The sequence below is a fragment of the Mesorhizobium sp. P2_E6 genome (assembly GCF_056403835.1).
This window is the reverse complement of record NZ_JBFUEQ010000005.1, coordinates 265,908-282,395: the sequence shown is the minus strand read 5'-3', so window position 1 is coordinate 282,395 and position 16,488 is coordinate 265,908. Positions and strand designations below refer to the sequence as shown.

The 16,488-nt window shown below is 64.0% G+C and carries 16 protein-coding genes; 8 read left to right on the top strand and 8 right to left on the bottom strand.

The window, feature by feature from the left end; all coding sequences use genetic code 11:
* Positions 1-275: 275 nt before the first annotated feature.
* The 4 genes from AC1D08_RS14815 to AC1D08_RS14800 form a co-directional block, all read right to left on the bottom strand.
* On the bottom strand, positions 276-1,307 hold the full coding sequence (locus tag AC1D08_RS14815; protein WP_457152151.1) for a BMP family protein: 1,032 nt from the start codon (positions 1,305-1,307) through the stop codon (positions 276-278).
* Between the two features lie 153 nt (positions 1,308-1,460).
* Positions 1,461-2,666, bottom strand: a complete 1,206-nt coding sequence (pcaF, locus tag AC1D08_RS14810; RefSeq protein ID WP_457152154.1) for a 3-oxoadipyl-CoA thiolase — start codon at positions 2,664-2,666, stop codon at positions 1,461-1,463.
* Positions 2,667-2,668: 2 nt separating this feature from the next.
* The gene (locus tag AC1D08_RS14805) at positions 2,669-3,466 is read right to left on the bottom strand and encodes a CoA-transferase subunit beta (protein ID WP_457152150.1); all 798 of its coding nucleotides are present in this window, start codon (positions 3,464-3,466) and stop codon (positions 2,669-2,671) included.
* Positions 3,463-4,320 carry a CoA transferase subunit A gene (locus AC1D08_RS14800; RefSeq protein ID WP_457152149.1) on the bottom strand — a complete coding sequence of 286 codons (858 nt, stop codon included), beginning with the start codon at positions 4,318-4,320 and terminating at the stop codon, positions 3,463-3,465. The genes AC1D08_RS14805 and AC1D08_RS14800 overlap by 4 nt, the downstream gene beginning before the upstream one ends.
* A 121-nt stretch (positions 4,321-4,441) precedes the next feature.
* Between AC1D08_RS14800 and AC1D08_RS14795 the strand changes: the two genes are divergently transcribed.
* A complete protein-coding gene (locus tag AC1D08_RS14795) occupies positions 4,442-5,212 on the top strand; it encodes an IclR family transcriptional regulator domain-containing protein (protein ID WP_457152148.1) in 771 nt (256 codons plus the stop codon).
* A gap of 252 nt (positions 5,213-5,464) precedes the next feature.
* On the opposite strand, the gene AC1D08_RS14790 is transcribed toward AC1D08_RS14795, so the two are convergent.
* Genes AC1D08_RS14790 through AC1D08_RS14775 form a run of 4 tightly spaced genes read right to left on the bottom strand, consistent with a single transcriptional unit; the run spans position 5,465 to position 10,371 of the window.
* Positions 5,465-6,754 (bottom strand): NAD(P)/FAD-dependent oxidoreductase, encoded by a 1,290-nt coding sequence (locus tag AC1D08_RS14790; protein ID WP_457152147.1) that lies wholly within the window; start codon positions 6,752-6,754, stop codon positions 5,465-5,467.
* Positions 6,754-8,133, bottom strand: coding sequence for a glutamine synthetase family protein (locus tag AC1D08_RS14785; protein WP_477227830.1), 1,380 nt, complete (start codon positions 8,131-8,133; stop codon positions 6,754-6,756). The genes AC1D08_RS14790 and AC1D08_RS14785 overlap by 1 nt, the downstream gene beginning before the upstream one ends.
* A 5-nt stretch (positions 8,134-8,138) precedes the next feature.
* Positions 8,139-9,422 (bottom strand): nucleotide disphospho-sugar-binding domain-containing protein, encoded by a 1,284-nt coding sequence (locus AC1D08_RS14780; protein ID WP_457152146.1) that lies wholly within the window; start codon positions 9,420-9,422, stop codon positions 8,139-8,141.
* Between the two features lie 10 nt (positions 9,423-9,432).
* Entirely contained in the window at positions 9,433-10,371 is a 939-nt protein-coding gene (locus AC1D08_RS14775; protein ID WP_457152145.1) for a GntR family transcriptional regulator, read from the bottom strand.
* 230 nt (positions 10,372-10,601) lie between these two features.
* On the opposite strand from AC1D08_RS14775, the gene AC1D08_RS14770 reads away from it, so the two are divergent.
* From AC1D08_RS14770 to AC1D08_RS14740, 7 genes are all read left to right on the top strand, one after another.
* Complete coding sequence (locus AC1D08_RS14770) at positions 10,602-11,669, top strand: polyamine ABC transporter substrate-binding protein (protein ID WP_457152144.1); 1,068 nt, start codon at positions 10,602-10,604, stop codon at positions 11,667-11,669.
* 100 nt (positions 11,670-11,769) lie between these two features.
* Positions 11,770-12,612, top strand: coding sequence for an ABC transporter permease (locus AC1D08_RS14765; protein ID WP_457152152.1), 843 nt, complete (start codon positions 11,770-11,772; stop codon positions 12,610-12,612).
* Positions 12,605-13,399 (top strand): ABC transporter permease, encoded by a 795-nt coding sequence (locus tag AC1D08_RS14760; RefSeq protein ID WP_477227591.1) that lies wholly within the window; start codon positions 12,605-12,607, stop codon positions 13,397-13,399. Before AC1D08_RS14765 ends, AC1D08_RS14760 begins: the two co-directional genes overlap by 8 nt.
* Positions 13,396-14,469 carry an ABC transporter ATP-binding protein gene (locus tag AC1D08_RS14755; protein ID WP_477227590.1) on the top strand — a complete coding sequence of 358 codons (1,074 nt, stop codon included), beginning with the start codon at positions 13,396-13,398 and terminating at the stop codon, positions 14,467-14,469. Before AC1D08_RS14760 ends, AC1D08_RS14755 begins: the two co-directional genes overlap by 4 nt.
* 12 nt (positions 14,470-14,481) lie before the next feature.
* Positions 14,482-15,756, top strand: coding sequence for a glycosyltransferase (locus tag AC1D08_RS14750; protein ID WP_457154625.1), 1,275 nt, complete (start codon positions 14,482-14,484; stop codon positions 15,754-15,756).
* The gene (locus AC1D08_RS14745; RefSeq protein WP_457154626.1) at positions 15,753-16,103 is read left to right on the top strand and encodes a cupin domain-containing protein; all 351 of its coding nucleotides are present in this window, start codon (positions 15,753-15,755) and stop codon (positions 16,101-16,103) included. Before AC1D08_RS14750 ends, AC1D08_RS14745 begins: the two co-directional genes overlap by 4 nt.
* An 18-nt stretch (positions 16,104-16,121) precedes the next feature.
* Complete coding sequence (locus tag AC1D08_RS14740) at positions 16,122-16,463, top strand: cupin domain-containing protein (protein ID WP_457154627.1); 342 nt, start codon at positions 16,122-16,124, stop codon at positions 16,461-16,463.
* Positions 16,464-16,488: the final 25 nt, after the last annotated feature.

The following is a 16,488-nucleotide window of genomic DNA, read 5'->3' as shown; positions in this document are numbered from 1 at the left end:
GGCTCCCGGTGAGATGGCGTTGGCGCAGCTCTTCACCCTCCCCCTTGTGGGGGTGAGAAACGGTCCGCGTAGCGGACGAAAAGCCAATTTCTTGGCTTTTCGAGTTTCGAACGCCCTGAGCCTGCGAAGGGCTGGGCTGATAATTGGCAAGCCCCGCCGGGTCCCCGCTGCTTCGCAGCGTCCGGCGTTCGCTAGCCTTCATCGTGCCACTGGCACGATGAATTCGCCTGCGGCGAACCGGCTGCTCACCCCCACAAGGGGGAGGGTGAGAAAAATCAATCCGAAACCGGCGTATTCTCATCCACATCGACGCGGAAATTGCCTTCGAGGATTTCGGCCTTCTTCTTCTCGACCAGTTCTTTGACGTCCGCCGGCAGCGTCTTGTCGAACTTGTGGTAGGGCGCGAGTTGCGAACCGCCCTTGGCCATGCGCGAGAAATCGCCATAGTCCTGCGCGGTGAAGACGCCGGCCTTGACGAGTTTGATCGCCTGCTGGACGGTCGGATACATGTCCCAGACCGGGCCGGTGATGACCGTGTCGGGGCCGAGGCTCGACTGGTCGGACATGTTGGAGATGGCGAGGATCTTCTTGTCCACCGCCGCTTCGATGACGCCGAAACGCTCGGCATAGATCACGTCGACACCGGCGTCGATCTGCGCGACCGCCGCTTCCTTGGCCTTCGGCGGATCGAAGAAGGAACCGATGAAGGCGACCTTCTTCTTGATGTTGGGATTGACCTCCTTGGCGCCGGCGAAGAAGGCGTTGACCAGCCGGTTCACTTCCGGAATGCCCATCGCCGCGACAGCGCCGATCGTGCCCGACTTCGACATCTTTCCGGCGATCATGCCGGACAGATAGGCCGGCTCGTGGATCCAGTTGTCGAAGACGCCGAAATTGGGTTCCGCCGGTCCGGCGCCGGAGCCGAAGAGGAAGGCGGTCTTCGGGAACTGCTTGGCGGTGCGGCGCGATTCACGCTCGGCTGCGAAGGCATCGCCCAGCACCAGCTGGTAGCCGCCTTGCGCATATTCGCGCATGACGCGGCTGAAATCGGCTGTCTGCACCTTCTCCGACCATTTGTACTCGATGCCGAGTTCCTTCTCGGCCTTCTGCAAGGCGACATGGATCTGGTTGTCCCATGGCTCCTCGATCGGCGTGGCGAAGATCGCCGCTACCTTCAGCTTCTTGTCCTTGCCGAAGGCGGCGCCTGGCAGCATGGCCGCAGCCAGGCCAAACGCGCCCAATTCCAGCACATTGCGTCGCGAAAGCCCTTCGCGTTTTATCTGGATTCTATTCTTCCGGTTTTCCATTGCATTCCCCTCTGTTCGACAGCCGTGTCGAGCCGGCTGTTCGTGAAAATGTCAGACAGGGAACTATGGAACGGGTCCGCACTTTTGTCCACATGGTCAAATTTGCGCACCCGAATCAGCCTCGATCTTAGCCGGCCAAGAAGAGGCTGCCGCTCAGGCCCGTTCGAGCGCGATCGCGATGCCCTGGCCGACCCCGATGCACATGGTTGCCAGCGCATAGCGGCCGCCGCGTTCGCGAAGCTCCAGCGCCGCCGTACCGGATATGCGGGCGCCCGACATGCCGAGCGGATGGCCGAGCGCGATGGCGCCGCCATTCGGATTGACGTGCTGTGCATCCTCGGCGATGCCGAGTTGGCGCAGCACGGCGATGCCTTGCGAGGCAAAGGCTTCGTTGAGCTCGATGACGTCGAATTGCTGCGGCGTCAGCCCAAGCCGCGCGCACAGTTTTTGTGTCGCCGGCGCTGGGCCGATGCCCATGATGCGCGGCGCCACACCGGCCGCGGCGCCACCAAGGATACGGGCAATCGGCGTCAGGCTATATTTCTTGACGGCTGCTTCAGAGGCAACGATCAACGCCGCCGCCCCGTCATTGACGCCGGAGGCATTGCCGGCCGTCACCGTGCCGCCTTGCCGGAACGGCGTCGGCAATTTGGCCAGCGCATCGACCGTCGTGCCGGCACGGGGATGCTCGTCCCTCGAGACGACCACCGCATCGCCCTTGCGCTGCGGGATGGTCACCGGCGTGATTTCCTTGGCCAGCCGGCCGTTGGCCTGCGCTGCGACCGCCTTGTCCTGGCTACGCACGGCAAAGGCGTCCTGGGCCGCGCGGGAGATGGCGAACTCTTCTGCCACGTTCTCGCCGGTTTCAGGCATCGAATCGACGCCATACTGCTTCTTCATCAGCGGGTTGACGAAGCGCCAGCCGATGGTGGTGTCATAGATCTCGGCGTTGCGCGAAAACGCCGTGTCGGCCTTGGGCATGACGAAGGGCGCGCGACTCATCGATTCGACGCCGCCTGCGATCATCAGTTCGGCCTCGCCGGCCTTGATCGCCCGCGCGGCGATGGTCAGCGCATCCATGCCGGAGCCGCACAGCCGGTTGACGGTGGAGCCCGGGATCTCCTTCGGCAGACCGGCCAGCAGCAGCGCCATGCGCGCCACGTTGCGGTTGTCCTCGCCGGCCTGGTTTGCGCAGCCATAGAAGACGTCGTCGACGGCTTGCCAGTCGACACCGGGATTGCGCTCGACCAGTGCTCTCAGGGGTATGGCGCCGAGATCGTCGGCGCGCACCGAGGACAGCGAGCCGCCGAAGCGGCCGATCGGCGTGCGGATGTAATCGCAGATATAGGCCTCGGCCATGTTCATGCAGCCTTTGCTTTTCCGCTTCCCTCATGCGCCGCCTTGGTGCGGGCCTGCAGGTCGCGCAATGTCGTCAGTTCGAGTTCGCTTGGCGCCGGCGTTTCGTCAAGCGCCTCCGCGAACTTTACCATCCAGCCACAGGTCTCCTGCACCTGCTGGCGCGTGACACCGGGATGCAACGACACGACCGTGAATTCCTTGGTCACCGGGTCCGATTTCCAGATGGCGAGATCGGTGATCAGCAAGGTCGGGCCCGCAGTGTCGATGCCAAGCCGCTTTCGATGATCGCCGCCCTCGCCGTGGCCGAAGGAGGTGAAGAAATCGATCTTTTCGACCATGCCGCGCCTGGTCTGCGCCATGGTGATGTAGATCTCCTTCGACGACGTCGCGATTTCCGGCGCGCCGCCGCCGCCGGGCAGCCGGGTCTTGGGGTGGAAATAGTCGCCGATGACGGTGGTGTTGATGTTGCCGAACTTGTCGAGCTGGGCAGCACCCAAAAAGCCTATCGAGATGCGGCCGCCCTGCAGCCAGTAGCGGAACATCTCCGGCACCGCGACGGTGGTGACCGCGGTTTCGCACAATTCGCCATCGCCGATCGACAGCGGCAGCACGTCTGGCGCGGTGCCGATCGTGCCGCTCTCATAAATCAAGGTGATGTCAGGTGCATGCGTCAGCCGCGCCACATTGCAGGCGGCGGACGGCGCGCCGATGCCGACAAAGCAGACATCGTCATTCCGCAGCGCGCGGCTGGCGGCGATCGTCATCATCTCGTTGGGGGTGAAGTCCGGATTGTCGCTCATGCCGCTTTCCTCAGATGCTCGACACGGGCCGCGAAATCGTCGGCGCTCTTCTCGATGACATTCGCCTGCATCCACTCCTGGAATTTGTCTCGGTCGGCGGCGATCTCGTCCCATTCGAGATAGGCCGCATTGTCGCGCGCGTAATAGCCATGCGCGTAGGACGGATGCGAACCGCCGGGCACAACGGAGATCGCCGCGATCGTCCAGCGCGGCAGCACCGTTAGATTGGGGTGCAGATCGTCGAAATTGTCGACCACTTCCTCGACAGTCACGACCGCTCGGCTAGCCGCCAGCACCGCTTCCTTCTGGATGCCGACGATGCCTTCGACCAGCACATTGCCTTTCCGGTCGGCCTTCTGGGCATGGATGAAGGTGACATCGGGCCGGATCGAAGGAACGGCTGCCAGCACCTCGCCGGTGAACGGACAGGTCACCGACTTGATGTTCGGATTGACCGTTGCCAGCCCGGCACCGCGATAGCCGCGAAACACCGCGCAGGGCAGGCCGGCAGCACCCGCCTCATAGGCGTTGGCCATGCCGGCATGGCTGTGTTCCTCGATCTCGATCGATCTGGGAAAACCGTTCTCGATGGCGTCGCGGGCGCGCCGCAGCAGGCCGACGCCGGGATTACCGACATAGGAGAAGATGATCTTCTTCGCCATGCCCATGCCGATCATCTGGTCGTAGATCAGGTCTGGCGTCATGCGGATCAGGGTCAGGTCGCGAAACCCCTGGCGGATCGCCTCATGCGCCGCCGCCGTCGGGATCAGGTGGGTGAAGCCCTCGAAGGCGACAGAGTCGCCATTGTTCAGGTTCTCGGCCACAGCCTGTTTGAGCGGCAGGAACTTGACCATCGCATCGGGCTCCCGGGTTCAAAAAGTTCGTATTGCGAACATATGTTTTGTATGTGATACATCTATGCTGAGTGACGGCGTCGAGTCAATCCGGGCAGCGACGGCCGTTGGCGGAGGCGGGATGGACGAAGAGGCGGCTTCCCGCGACCATGTCGGCTCGCTCGAGCGAGGCCTTGCCGTCATGGAGATCCTGGCCCGGCATCCCTCTGGCATGACGCTGACGGAAATGGGCGAGGAGGCGGGCCTGACCCGCGCCGGCGCCCGCCGCTTTCTATTGACGCTTGTCGCCACAGGCTACGCCACCCAGGCCGGCCGCGTCTTTTCGCTGTCGCCGCGCCTGCTGACCATCGCCCGCACCTGGCTCGGCGGCGCCTCGCTATGGAGCTTCGCCGCCCCGACCATGCGGGCAGTGGCGGCTGAGTTGAACGAGGCCTGCTCGGCGGCGATCCTGTCGGGCCAGGATGTCGTCTACGTCGCCCGCATTCCCGGCCGCCGCATCCTCAGCGTCTCGCTCGAGGTCGGTACCAGGCTGCCCGCCTATTGCACCTCGATGGGGCGCGTCCTGCTTGCCGGCCTGACGCCCCAGGAATTGGACGCATTTCTCGGCCAGGCGACGATCGAGAAACGGACGCCAAAGACAATCACCGACACGCGGCTGCTGGCATATGCCATCGGCAAGGCCAAGGCGGATGGCTTTGCCGTCGTCGACGAAGAGCTGGAGCTCGGCCTGCGCTCGATCGCCGTGCCGATCCGCGACCGCGCGGACCGCACGGTCGCGGCCATCAACGTCTCGACCCAGTCCGCGCGTTTCACCGTCGCGGAGATGGAACGGGAAATCCTACCGGCGCTGCTCGAGGCCAAGCAGCGCATCGAGGATTTTTTCGTCGTCTAAAGAGATCTTTGCGAGCTTAGGAATAAGCCCTCATCGTCGGCGCCGCCCCTCATTGCCCTGCCGGGCATTTCTCTCCGTATAGAGACGGGGAGAAAGTAGCTGGCCGCAACGCCGACGCCTTTTTGCGACGCTGGCGATTGGCGAAGCCATAAATGAAAGCGCCCCTCTCCCCGTGACTATACGGGGAGAGGATGCCGGCAGGCAGGTGAGGGGCAGCGCGAACTTCGATGCGTAGCTGCGGCGTACTCACCCTCAATGCTTGATGCGGTCGCGCATCGCATACCACAGCATGCCGAGCACATAGAGCGGTCCGCGCAACGCCGTGCCGCCCGGGAATGGCATGGGCGTGAGCGTCGAGAACAGGTCGAGCCGCGAAGCGTCGCCGGTGATCGCCTCGGCCAAAAGCTTGCCCGACAGTGTCGACAGGATGACGCCTTTGCCGGAATAGCCATGCGCGAAATAGACCTCGCCATAGTGCCCGACATGCGGCAACCGCGACGTCGTCACCGACACCAGCCCGCCCCAGGCGTGATCGATGCGGCAGCCCTGAAGTTGCGGAAAGGTCTTTTCCATGTGCGGCCGCACAAAGCCGGCAATGTCGGCCGGCGGCGACGGCGTGTAGCGCTCGCCGCCGCCGAACAGCAGACGCCCATCGGCCGACATGCGGTAGTAGTTGACGACGAAGCGGGTGTCGGACACCGCGACATTGGCCGGGATGACATTGCGTTTGCCCTCCAGCGGCTCGGTGGCGACGATGTAGTTGCCGACCGGCATGATGCGGCTGTTGACGCGCGGCTCCAATCCGTTGAGCAGCGCATCGCCCGCCAGCACGACGTGTCTTGCACGGACCGAACCCTTGGCCGTCGAGACGCGGATCGATGGCTCGCGCTCCAGCCGCACGGCGACCGAATTCTCATGAATGGTAACACCGGCCGCAACCGCCGCGCGGGCAAGGCCAAGGGTGTAGTTCAGCGGATGCATGTGGCCGCCAAGCGGCTCGTACATCGCACCGTGGTAGGGCGTGTCGACCTTGCGGCGGGCTTCCGCCGCCGACAGGATCTCGGCATGCGGGAACTTCATCACTGTGGCAAGGCACTCAGCCTCTTCCTCGAGGTCTTTGAGGTCGGAGCCGTTGACCGCCCCGACGAGATGGCCGGTCAGCCTGAGGTCGCAATCGATGGCGTGGCGCTCGATGATGTCGAGCACCAGCCCGCGTGCCTCGAAGGCGAGGTCGAACAGGACCTTTGCCCGCTCGGGCCCGTAGAGCTTGACCAGTCCCTTGGCGCCCTTGCGCAGGCCGGGGATCATCTGGCCGCCATTGCGGCCCGACGCACCCCAGCCGATCTTGCCGCCTTCGAGCAGTACCACCTTCAGGCCGCGCTCGGCAGCGTGAAGGGCCGCCGACAGGCCGGTGCAGCCGCCGCCGACGACAACTAGGTCGGCGTCGACATCGCCCTGCAGGGCGGGATGGTCCAGCGACGGATTTGCCGTCGCGACATAGTAGGATTTGCCGATATCCAAACCGGAATTGAAGCCCATCATTACACCTTCAGCAGCAGGTGGTCGCGTTCCCAGCTCGTCACCACGCCCTGGAACAGGTCGAGCTCGACACTCTTGACGCGCAGATAGGTCTGGAAGAAGTCCTCGCCGAGCAGCTCCCGCACTGGGTCGCAAGCGGTGAAACGATCCAGCGCCTCCTCCATGGTTTTCGGCAGCGTGCTTTTGATCTTGTAGGCATTGCCCGACGCCTCGGCCGACCGCGTCAGCTTCTGCTCGACGCCGAGATAGCCCGCGAGAAGCGAACCGGCGATCGCCAGATAGGGATTGGAATCCGCACCCGGCAAGCGGTTCTCCACCCGCCGCGCGGCGCGGCCACCGGCCGGCACCCTCAGGCCGCAGGAGCGGTTGTCGTGCGACCATTCGATGTTGGCCGGCGCGCTGTGGTTCGGCCGGATGCGGCGGAACGAGTTCACGTTGGGCGCAAACAACGGCATGATCTCCGGGACATATTTCTGCAAGCCGCCGATGAAATGGCCGAACATTTCGGTGTCGGCATCGTCGCTGCCTGCAAACAGCGTGTTGCCGGCCTCGTCGATGACCGACATGTGCAGATGCATCGAGCTCCCCGCCTGTGCCGCGATCGGCTTGGCCATGAAGGTGGCATGCATGCCGCTCTGTTGGGCGGCCTGGCGCGTCAACCGCTTGAACAGCAGCACCTTGTCGGCCAGCGGCAGCGCGTCGCCATGCAGGAAGTTGATCTCCAGCTGCGCCGTACCCGATTCATGGATCAGCGTGTCGAGCGGCAGTCCGGATGCCGCCGCATGGTCATAGATGCGGCGGACCACCGGCTCGAACTCCTCCAGTGCCGCCATATCGTAGGGATGCTGCACGCTCTCGGCGCGGCCATTGCCGCCGACCGGTGCCGTCAGAGGCCGGTCGGGATCGGGATTGGGCGCGGTCAGGTAGAATTCGAGCTCCGGCGCCACCATCGCCCGCCAACCGCGCTGACGGTAGAGGTCGAGCACGGCTCTCAGCACATGGCGTGGCGAGGCCATCCATGGCCGGTCGTCCATGTGAAAGGCATCGGCGAAGACATAGGCCTTGCCTGCACCGGCGCCGGGCGCCAGGGTGAGCGTCGAAACATCCGGCACCATGCGCATGTCCGGGTCCGAGTAGGCAAAACCCTCGTCGATCGAACCGGTGTAGCGGCCGTCGATGCTGACCAGAAAGGCGCTGCTCGGCAGGTAGAGCGCGCGGTCCTCCAGCGCCTTGAGGAACTTGGCTGCCGGCAAGGCCTTGCCGCGCAGGACGCCGTTCATATCGGGCACCAGGCACTCGACCTCGTTGATGCCGTGCTGGGTCAGCCAGGCCTTGGGATCGTTGCCACTGGAGAGGGAAGTATTCGTGTTCATGTCAGGCATTTCGTTCATGTCCGTATCACAGAGAGTATGGCTTGCGCGGCCACATCCGTTCCGGGTTTCAGCGCCATATGGGCTGCATTGTCCCTGAGGCGGGCGCGCATTGCGTCATCGGCCAGCAGGCCGAGAATGGCTTTCTCCAATACTCCTTCGGTCCAGGCATCACGGCCGATATGGTCGCCAACGCCGGTTTCCTCGGCGCGTCGGGCATTGTCGTGCCCGTCCCAGCAATAGGGCATGATCAGCGACGGCACGCCGAAGCGTAGCGCTTCGCAAAAGCTGTTATTGCCGCCGTGATGGATGAACAGGTCGCACTTCGCAACCACCGACGGCTGCGGAAACCAGGCGTCGAGATAGACATTGTCCGGCACAGCGCGATAGGCGTCGCGCAGGCCGCCGGCATTGACGATGAAGCGGGCCGGCAGCCTGTCGAACACGGCCAGCATGCGCTCGATCAGGCCGACATCCATGGCGCCGAGACTGCCGAAGCTCACATAGACAAGCGGCCCGCCATTGCGCGGGAACACAGGCACTGCGAACGGCCCTTCCGAACGCACGCAGCCTTCGAGATAGACGAAGCGGTCCGGGTCGAGCGGCTCGGCGCGATCGCGGCGCACGATCGTCGGCGTCAGCAAAAGGTTGAGGTCTGGCGAGGCTTCGAGAAACAGGCCCTTCGGCAGCGGCGCCAGGCCGGCATCCGTCCGAAAGCGGTTGAAGCGGTCATGCGCCGGCGCCGAGGCTCTGAGATAGCGGGCCTCGAACGCCGCGCGTTGCGGGTCGTCGGCGCCAAGCCCCGACAGATAGGGGGGCACCCGAGCGTCCGGAAGCTCGGTCTCGGCGCAGGAGACCACCCGCACCCACGGGCAGCCGGCGGCAGCGATCGCCGGGAACATGATGACATTGTCGAGCACCACCGCGTCCGGCTTCAGCCGCGCCAGCAATTGGCGCAGCGGTGCTTCGGCGTTGACCGCGGTGTCGACGATCGCCTGCCAGGTCGGCGCGACATAGGTTTCGAGCTGGTCGATCGGGCTCAGCCTGAAATGCGGCAGATGCCTGCGCACGAAGGCCTGCCAGTAGCTCTGCCGCTCGCTGTCGCTCAGCGGCTCGTCGGTCGGCAGCTGGTATTCCTGAAAACCATAGTCGGCAAAGACGCCGGAGAACCCGGCATGACAGATGAAGACAGGCCGGGCACCTTTCGCCCGCAGCGCCTGCGCGATGCCGACGCAATTCAACGCCGCGCCGAAACTCGCTTCGGGAAACAGCGCGATGGTCGGGCTGGCTTTTCGCGTCAATTAATCCTCGTCATTCCGGCCGGCTGATCATGCCGAACAGGGCGGGCGCCCCGCGACTGGCCGCTTGCGGTCGCTGGTTGCGGGAGAGCCGCAGGTGAATGCGAAGCAGATCGGCAGCCACCTCATACTGCCGGCTTTCAAGATGGTCGAGTATGTTCAGGTGCTCACGCAGCGATTGCCGCAGCCGGAAGACGTTGACGCCGGCATAGATGCCCGGCAACCGGCGCAACCTGAGGTGATCGGCCAACGCGTCGGCCACGAACCGATTGGCGGAGCCCTCCGCCAGCATACCGTGAAAATCGATGTCCAGCCGCTGGAACTCGCGTGTGTCGAATGCGGCATCCGGCAGCGCCGACAGCGCTTCCATGCCTTGGCGCAAGGCCGCGGCCCGTGCGCCGTCGAGCCGGAAGCCGGGGGTCAGGATGGCGGCGGGCTCCAGCAGCAAGCGGTACTCATAGCTTTCGCCTTGCGCCTCCGGGTCGTCAGGCGCGCGGCGGAAGAGCCAGGACTGGCCGGGCGCACGGTCGAGCAGATTCTCTTCCGTTAGTCTGTTAAGCGATTTTAGTACCGTCTTGCGTTCAGCATTATACCGCCGCATCAACCCGGCGACGGTCACCGTCTGGTCCAGCCGCCGCGCCGACCGGTCGCGCAGGATCGCCTCGGCGAGTTCGTCCTCCTCGGTAAGCGGCAATTCAGCGGCAACGGCCGGCTGGCTCGTGAGGTCGACGGCAAGGTGATAGCCGGAATCCGCTTCCCAACGCACAACGCCCTGTTCCACAAGCAGGCTAAGCGCAGCCCGCACTGGCGTACGCGACACATTGCACAGCGAGGCGATCTGCTGTTCCGGCAGGCGCGCACCGGGTTCGAAGCCGCGCTGCCGGGCCACATCCAGGATGCGCTGCGCCAGGTCGAGGTGGTTGGTGCGGGGTCGTCGGGCGGCGGCTTGCATGACAATGCTCGTGAACGGACATGACCTATATGCTTTGACCGATCGGCCCCACGGACGCAATCGGCCAGATTCCACGGTCGCTTGGCAAATTATGGATTGACGTACTTTTTTCTGCAATAGTACTGTCAGGACAATCGGCACAAAAAAGACCGAGGGAACAGGATCGAGGCGGCGGCATGGGTCGCAGCCGGCGAATGAATTCGACGATCAACCAGAATGGGGAACCTGTCATGACCGCCACCACTCTCTTGCGGCACCGTTCGCTGAAGATGCCGTCAATCGCACTTGGCCTGGCCTTGGCGCTGGCCGCACCCGCGGCTGCGGCCGACCTGGTCATTTCCAACTGGGACGGCTACATGGCGCCCGACGCCATGGCTGCCTTCAAGACCGCCACCGGCGTCGCCGGCGAAGTGGTTGTTCATGCCACCAATGAAGAGATCATGGGCAAGCTAATCGCCGCCGGCGGCAAGGGCTATGACGTGGTCTTCGTCTCCTCGCCCTTCGCCGAGGTGCTGAATAAGCTCGGCCTGACCGAGCCGATCGACCACGCCAAGGTGCCCAACCTCGCCAACCTCTACCCTGAAGCGACCAAGCTGCCGCATGATGTCGGCAACGCCTTTTCAGTCCCCTACACCTGGGGCACGACAGGCCTCTGCTACCGCTCCGACCTGGTGAAGGTGGCGCCGACCAGCTGGAGCGACCTTCTCGCCCCCTCCGACGACCTCAAGGGCAAGACCACCATGCTGGCGACCGACCGCTGGCTGCTGGCCGCTGGCCAGCTCGACAAGGGTTTTTCGGTCAACGAGACCGATCCGGCCAAGATGGCCGAGGTCAAGGACCTGCTGATCTCGGCCAAGAAGACGCTGCTCGCTTATGACGACACCACCTTCTATTCGAAGCTGGTTTCCGGGGAGGCGCTGATGGTGCAGGCATGGGACGGCTGGTGCAACTACGGCATCGCCGAGAAGCCCGAGATCAAATACGTCATCCCGAAGGAAGGCTCGGATCTGTGGGTCGACACGATGGTGGTGATGAAGGCTTCCGCCAACAAGGACGCGGCCTTCCAGTTCATCAACTTCATGCTCGACGCCAAGAACCATGCCTGGGCGGCGCAGAACATCGACTACAAGGTGCCGAACAAGCCGGCTATGGAAAGCCTGCCCGCCGATTTCCTGGCCAAATTCCCCAACATGGCGATGCCGGTGGCCGATCTCGTCAAGTTCGAGCAGCTGCGTGACGTCGGCGACGCCCAGCGCGACTATTCGAAGATAGTCAGCGAGATCAAGGCCGCGCAGTAAGCGGCGTCAAACCAGACATCACGGCCGGCGGCGCTTCTGCTGCCGGCCTTGAGCGGTACCCGAAGAATTGTCCCAGACCCGACTTCGCTCCTCCTTGCTGATGGCCCCGGCGCTGGTCTGGCTGACCGCGCTGATGGTGGTGCCGTGCGCGCTGGTGCTGGCGCTCGCCTTCTTCCGCCGCGGCATCTATGGCGGCATCGAATACACCTTCACGCTGGAGAATTTCGGGCTGGTTTTCGACCCGCTCTATGCCGGTATCTTCCTCAAATCGGCGCGCATCGCCGGCACGGCGACGCTGATCGCGGTGGTGATCGGCTATGCCGCCGCTTATGCCATATCAGCCGCACCGCGCCGGCTGCAGCCGGTGCTGCTGTTCTTCGCCGTGCTGCCATTCTGGTCGAACTATCTGATCCGCACCTATGCGTGGATCGTGTTGCTCAACCGCGAGGGCCTGATCACCCAGCTGTTGCGCTGGTTCGGCTACACCGGCGAGCCGCCATCGATGCTCTACACCGAAGGTGCCGTCATCGCCGGCCTGGTCTACAACTACCTGCCCTTCGTCATCCTCGCCTGCTACGCACCGCTGTCGCGTCTCAACCCAGAACTCGCCGAGGCTTCGCGCGACCTCGGCGCTTCGGCCATCACCACCTTTCGCCGTGTCATCCTGCCGCTGACCGTGCCCGGCATCGCCGCCGGCGCCGTGTTCGTCTTCGTGCTGTCGATCGGCAACTTCGTTACGCCGGCCCTGCTCGGCGGTGGCCGCTTCCAGATGATCGGCAATCTCGTCTACGACCAGTTCCTGACCGCCAATGACTGGCCCTTCGGCGCGGCGCTCGCCATGATGCTGATCGCCATCATGCTGCTGGTGCTGATGGCTCAGGCGCTGGCCGCCGATCGCGCCTCGGGCCGCGCCGCGCAAGTGAGCGGAGGCGCCGATGGCTGAGCGCTCTCCCGCCACGCGGCGCACGCTCTGGCTCGTACTGAGCCTGGTCTTCGCCTTCCTCTACATCCCGATTGCCGTGCTGGTGGCGCTGTCCTTCAACGAGGGCGGCCTGCCGACCGCATGGTCGGGCTTTTCGCTGAAATGGTATGTCTCGCTGGCCGGCAATTCCGCCATCCTCTCCGCCGCGCTCAACACGCTGATCGTGGCACTGGTTTCGACCGCCATCGCCACGCTGCTCGGCACGCTGCTGGCGATCGGCGTCGAGATACGCCGGCATTATGGCAAGGGTCTCGAAGCGCTGATCTTCGCGCCGATGATCATTCCCGACATCGTGCTGGCGATCGCGCTGCTGTCGTTCTTCTCCATGCTCAACCTGACCATGGGTCTGCACACAATCATCCTTGCCCATGTCGTGTTCAACCTCGCCTTCGTCTGTTCGGTGGTCCGGGCCCGGTTGAAAAGTTTCGACTGGTCGATCGTCGAGGCGTCCACCGACCTTGGCGCCTCCGCAGTCACCACCTTCCGGCGGGTGACATTGCCAGTCATCTTGCCGGCGGTCATCGCCGGCGCGCTGCTTGCCTTCACGCTGTCGGTCGACGAGTTCATCATCGCCTTCTTCACCGCCGGCGCCGGGCGCGCCTCGACCACGCTGCCGATGCAGATCTACGCGATGATCCGATTCGGCATCACGCCGGAGATCAACGCGCTGGCGACCATCGTCATGGCGGTCTCGATCACCGCGCTGACCTTGTCGCAGCGGCTCAATCGAGGGGTCATCGGCCAATGAGCGAACCGCGCACGCTGCTGGCCATCGATCATGTGTCGAAGAATTTCGGCCGCGTGACCGCTGTCGACGGCATCTCCCTCGATATCCGCGAGAACGAGTTCTTTGCCCTGCTCGGGCCTTCGGGCTGCGGCAAGACTACGCTGCTGCGCATGCTGGCCGGCTTCGAGACGCCGAATGACGGCCGCATCCTGCTGGACGGCCGCGACATCGCCAGGACCCCGCCCAACAAGCGGCCGGTCAATCTGATGTTCCAGTCCTACGCGCTGTTTCCGCATATGAACGTCAGGGCCAATGTGTCCTACGGCCTGGAAATGGAGCGTTTGCCGGCTAGCGAAATCCGTTCCCGAGTCGATGCCATCCTGGCGACGACCGAACTCGTCCCCTTCGCCGACCGCAAGCCGGAGCAATTGTCGGGCGGCCAGAAGCAGCGTGTCGCGCTCGCCCGGGCTCTGGTCAAGCGACCCCGGCTGCTGCTGCTAGACGAGCCGCTCGGCGCCCTCGACAAGAAACTGCGCGGCGCCATGCAATTGGAATTGAAGCGCCTGCAGCACGAGGTCGGCATTACCTTCGTCATCGTCACCCACGATCAGGAAGAATCGCTTGTCATGGCCGACCGCATGGCCGTGCTCAAGGACGGCCGGTTGCTGCAATGCGACACCCCGCATGCGGTCTATGAGCATCCGGCCGACCGTTTTGTTGCCGACTTCATCGGCGTGATGAATTTCGTGCCGGGCAAAGCCGCCGCCCATGGCGTGATGGCCGGCAATGGCACGCGGATCGCCGGCAAGGTACCCGCCACGCTTGCACCCGGTGCGTCCGCTGTCGCTTCGGTGCGGCCAGAGCGCATCCGGCTTTTCCCGTCGGTGGAAACCGCCAACCGCACCACCGGCGCGGTCGAGGCATTGGCCTATCAGGGGCTCGACCTGCAACTGCATGTCCGCACCCCCCTGTCGCCGAAACCGTTCCTGGTGCGCGTTACCGCCGATGCCGCGGACCGCCGGCCGGTCTCGTCGGGCGACCAGGTCGAACTCGGCTGGGATGCCGCCGATGTCAGAATTTTCGCAGAGTGAAGGAGAAGCTTGATGGCGCAGAAGACGATCGCGTTTTTTCCAGAAGCGGCCTATGGCCCGGCGCTCAATTCCGTCGGCATCGCCCAGGCCGTCGAAGCGCGTGGACACAAGGCCGTGTTCCTCTCCGATCCCGGCTTCGTCGACGTCTACAAGGGCTACGGCTTCGAAGCCCATCCGGTGAACCTGTCCGAACCAATGCCGCCGGAGCAGATGGCCAAGTTCTGGGAGGACTTCATCAACGGCCACATCCCGAACTTCCGCAAATCGCCTTATGACCAGGTCAACAATTACGTCAAGGATTGCTGGACGGCGATCGTCGACAGCGCCAAATGGGCGCAGAAGGACCTGCCGCGCGTTCTGGCTGACATCAAGCCGGACGTCATCTGCGTCGACAACGTCATCCTGTTCCCGGCAATCAAGCAGTACGGCAAGCCGTGGGTGCGCGTCATCTCCTGCTCGGAAAACGAGATCGAGGACGAGGACATCCCGCCGCATCTGTCCGGCTGCGGCGAGAACGACCATGCCGGCCACCAGCGCTACCGGGACCATTTCAACGCGGTGATCAGGCCGATCCATGACGACTTCAACGCCTTCCTCACCGCCAACAACGAGACGCCCTATCCGATCGGCCAGTTCTTCGAAGCCTCGCCCTACCTGAACCTGCTGCTTTATCCCGAGGCGGCAAAGTTCAAGCGCCGCCATCCGCTCGACCCGGCAAAATTCCAGTATCTCGAAGGCTGCGTGCGACAGGAAAAACCCTACACGGTGCCGACCTTCGCCGAGAACAATGACGGACCGCTGCTTTATGTTTCCTTCGGCAGCCTCGGCGCCGGCGATGTCGACCTGTTGAAGCGCATCATCGCGACGCTGGGCAAGACGCGCTACCGGGCGTTGGTCAATGTCGGCGGCTACAAGGACCAGTACACGGACGTGCCCGGCAACGTCATCGTCGAGAGCTGGTTCCCGCAGCCCTCGGTTATCCCGCAGGTCGATGCGGTGATCCACCATGGCGGCAACAACTCGTTCACCGAGTGCCTCTATTTCGGCAAGCCGGCTATCATCATGCCCTATGTCTGGGACGGCCACGACAACGCCACCCGCGTCGAGGAAACCGGCCACGGCTTCGGCATGCCGCGCTACGACTGGAACGATGCCGAGCTGGTCGCCAAGATCGAGGCCTGCCTGACCGATCCGGCGATGAAGGCCAGGCTGGCGAAGACCTCGGCGCAGATGCACGCGCAGAACGGCCCGGAAAAGGCAGCTGGGTTGCTGGAGGCGCTGCTATGAGCTCCTCCGCACCACACCTCCATCAGGCCTCGACCCGCACCGATCTCGTCGACTGGGGCGCCCAGCCGGATGCACTGGACGGCGCGTCCCGTTCCACCGGCAGGCTGGTGCACAAAGGGCCGAACAACCAGCCGGAATCCGGCATCTGGGTCTGCACGCCCGGCCAATGGCGGCTGGCGATCCCGCGCGATGAATTGTGCCATTTCGTCGCCGGCCGCGCGACCTACAGGTCGAATGTCGGCGAAGTGATAGAAGTCAGTGCTGGAACCGTGGTCATGTTCCCGGCAGGCTGGGCGGGCGAATGCACCGTGCATGAGACCATGCGCAACGTCTACATGCTGGCCTGATCCTCGGAGCTTCACGATATGCCGACACCGCACTGGCAAAACGCCTCGACAGTGGACCTGGACGATTGGGGCGCGGGCACCAACACGCTCGCCGGCTCGCCGCGCGCCTCGGGCAAGATCCTGTCGCAGAACCCGGACGGATCGAGCGAATGCGGCCTGTGGTCGTGCACATCGGGCACACGGAAGGTCACCTTTCCTGCCGACGAGTTCTGCCATTTCCTGTCGGGACGCGGCAGCTATGTCCATGAGAGCGGCGAAGAGGTTCCGGTTGAGGCCGGCACGCTTGTGTTCTTCCCCGCCGGCTGGACCGGCATCTCCATCATCACCGAAACGCTCACCAAGGCCTTCATGTGCCGGTGAGCACCAATGCCATCCCAGGGAAAAT

What these genes read in the sequence shown, in the direction of transcription:
- AC1D08_RS14815 (WP_457152151.1), bottom strand. Translation starts at nt 1,307, where the DNA reads ATGGAAAACCGGAAGAATAGAATCCAGATAAAACGCGAAGGGCTTTCG.
- pcaF (WP_457152154.1), bottom strand. Translation starts at nt 2,666, where the DNA reads ATGGCCGAGGCCTATATCTGCGATTACATCCGCACGCCGATCGGCCGC.
- AC1D08_RS14805 (WP_457152150.1), bottom strand. Translation starts at nt 3,466, where the DNA reads ATGAGCGACAATCCGGACTTCACCCCCAACGAGATGATGACGATCGCC.
- AC1D08_RS14800 (WP_457152149.1), bottom strand. Translation starts at nt 4,320, where the DNA reads ATGGTCAAGTTCCTGCCGCTCAAACAGGCTGTGGCCGAGAACCTGAAC.
- AC1D08_RS14795 (WP_457152148.1), top strand. Translation starts at nt 4,442, where the DNA reads ATGGACGAAGAGGCGGCTTCCCGCGACCATGTCGGCTCGCTCGAGCGA.
- AC1D08_RS14790 (WP_457152147.1), bottom strand. Translation starts at nt 6,754, where the DNA reads ATGATGGGCTTCAATTCCGGTTTGGATATCGGCAAATCCTACTATGTC.
- AC1D08_RS14785 (WP_477227830.1), bottom strand. Translation starts at nt 8,133, where the DNA reads ATGCCTGACATGAACACGAATACTTCCCTCTCCAGTGGCAACGATCCC.
- AC1D08_RS14775 (WP_457152145.1), bottom strand. Translation starts at nt 10,371, where the DNA reads ATGCAAGCCGCCGCCCGACGACCCCGCACCAACCACCTCGACCTGGCG.
- AC1D08_RS14770 (WP_457152144.1), top strand. Translation starts at nt 10,602, where the DNA reads ATGACCGCCACCACTCTCTTGCGGCACCGTTCGCTGAAGATGCCGTCA.
- AC1D08_RS14765 (WP_457152152.1), top strand. Translation starts at nt 11,770, where the DNA reads ATGGCCCCGGCGCTGGTCTGGCTGACCGCGCTGATGGTGGTGCCGTGC.
- AC1D08_RS14760 (WP_477227591.1), top strand. Translation starts at nt 12,605, where the DNA reads ATGGCTGAGCGCTCTCCCGCCACGCGGCGCACGCTCTGGCTCGTACTG.
- AC1D08_RS14755 (WP_477227590.1), top strand. Translation starts at nt 13,396, where the DNA reads ATGAGCGAACCGCGCACGCTGCTGGCCATCGATCATGTGTCGAAGAAT.
- AC1D08_RS14750 (WP_457154625.1), top strand. Translation starts at nt 14,482, where the DNA reads ATGGCGCAGAAGACGATCGCGTTTTTTCCAGAAGCGGCCTATGGCCCG.
- AC1D08_RS14745 (WP_457154626.1), top strand. Translation starts at nt 15,753, where the DNA reads ATGAGCTCCTCCGCACCACACCTCCATCAGGCCTCGACCCGCACCGAT.
- AC1D08_RS14740 (WP_457154627.1), top strand. Translation starts at nt 16,122, where the DNA reads ATGCCGACACCGCACTGGCAAAACGCCTCGACAGTGGACCTGGACGAT.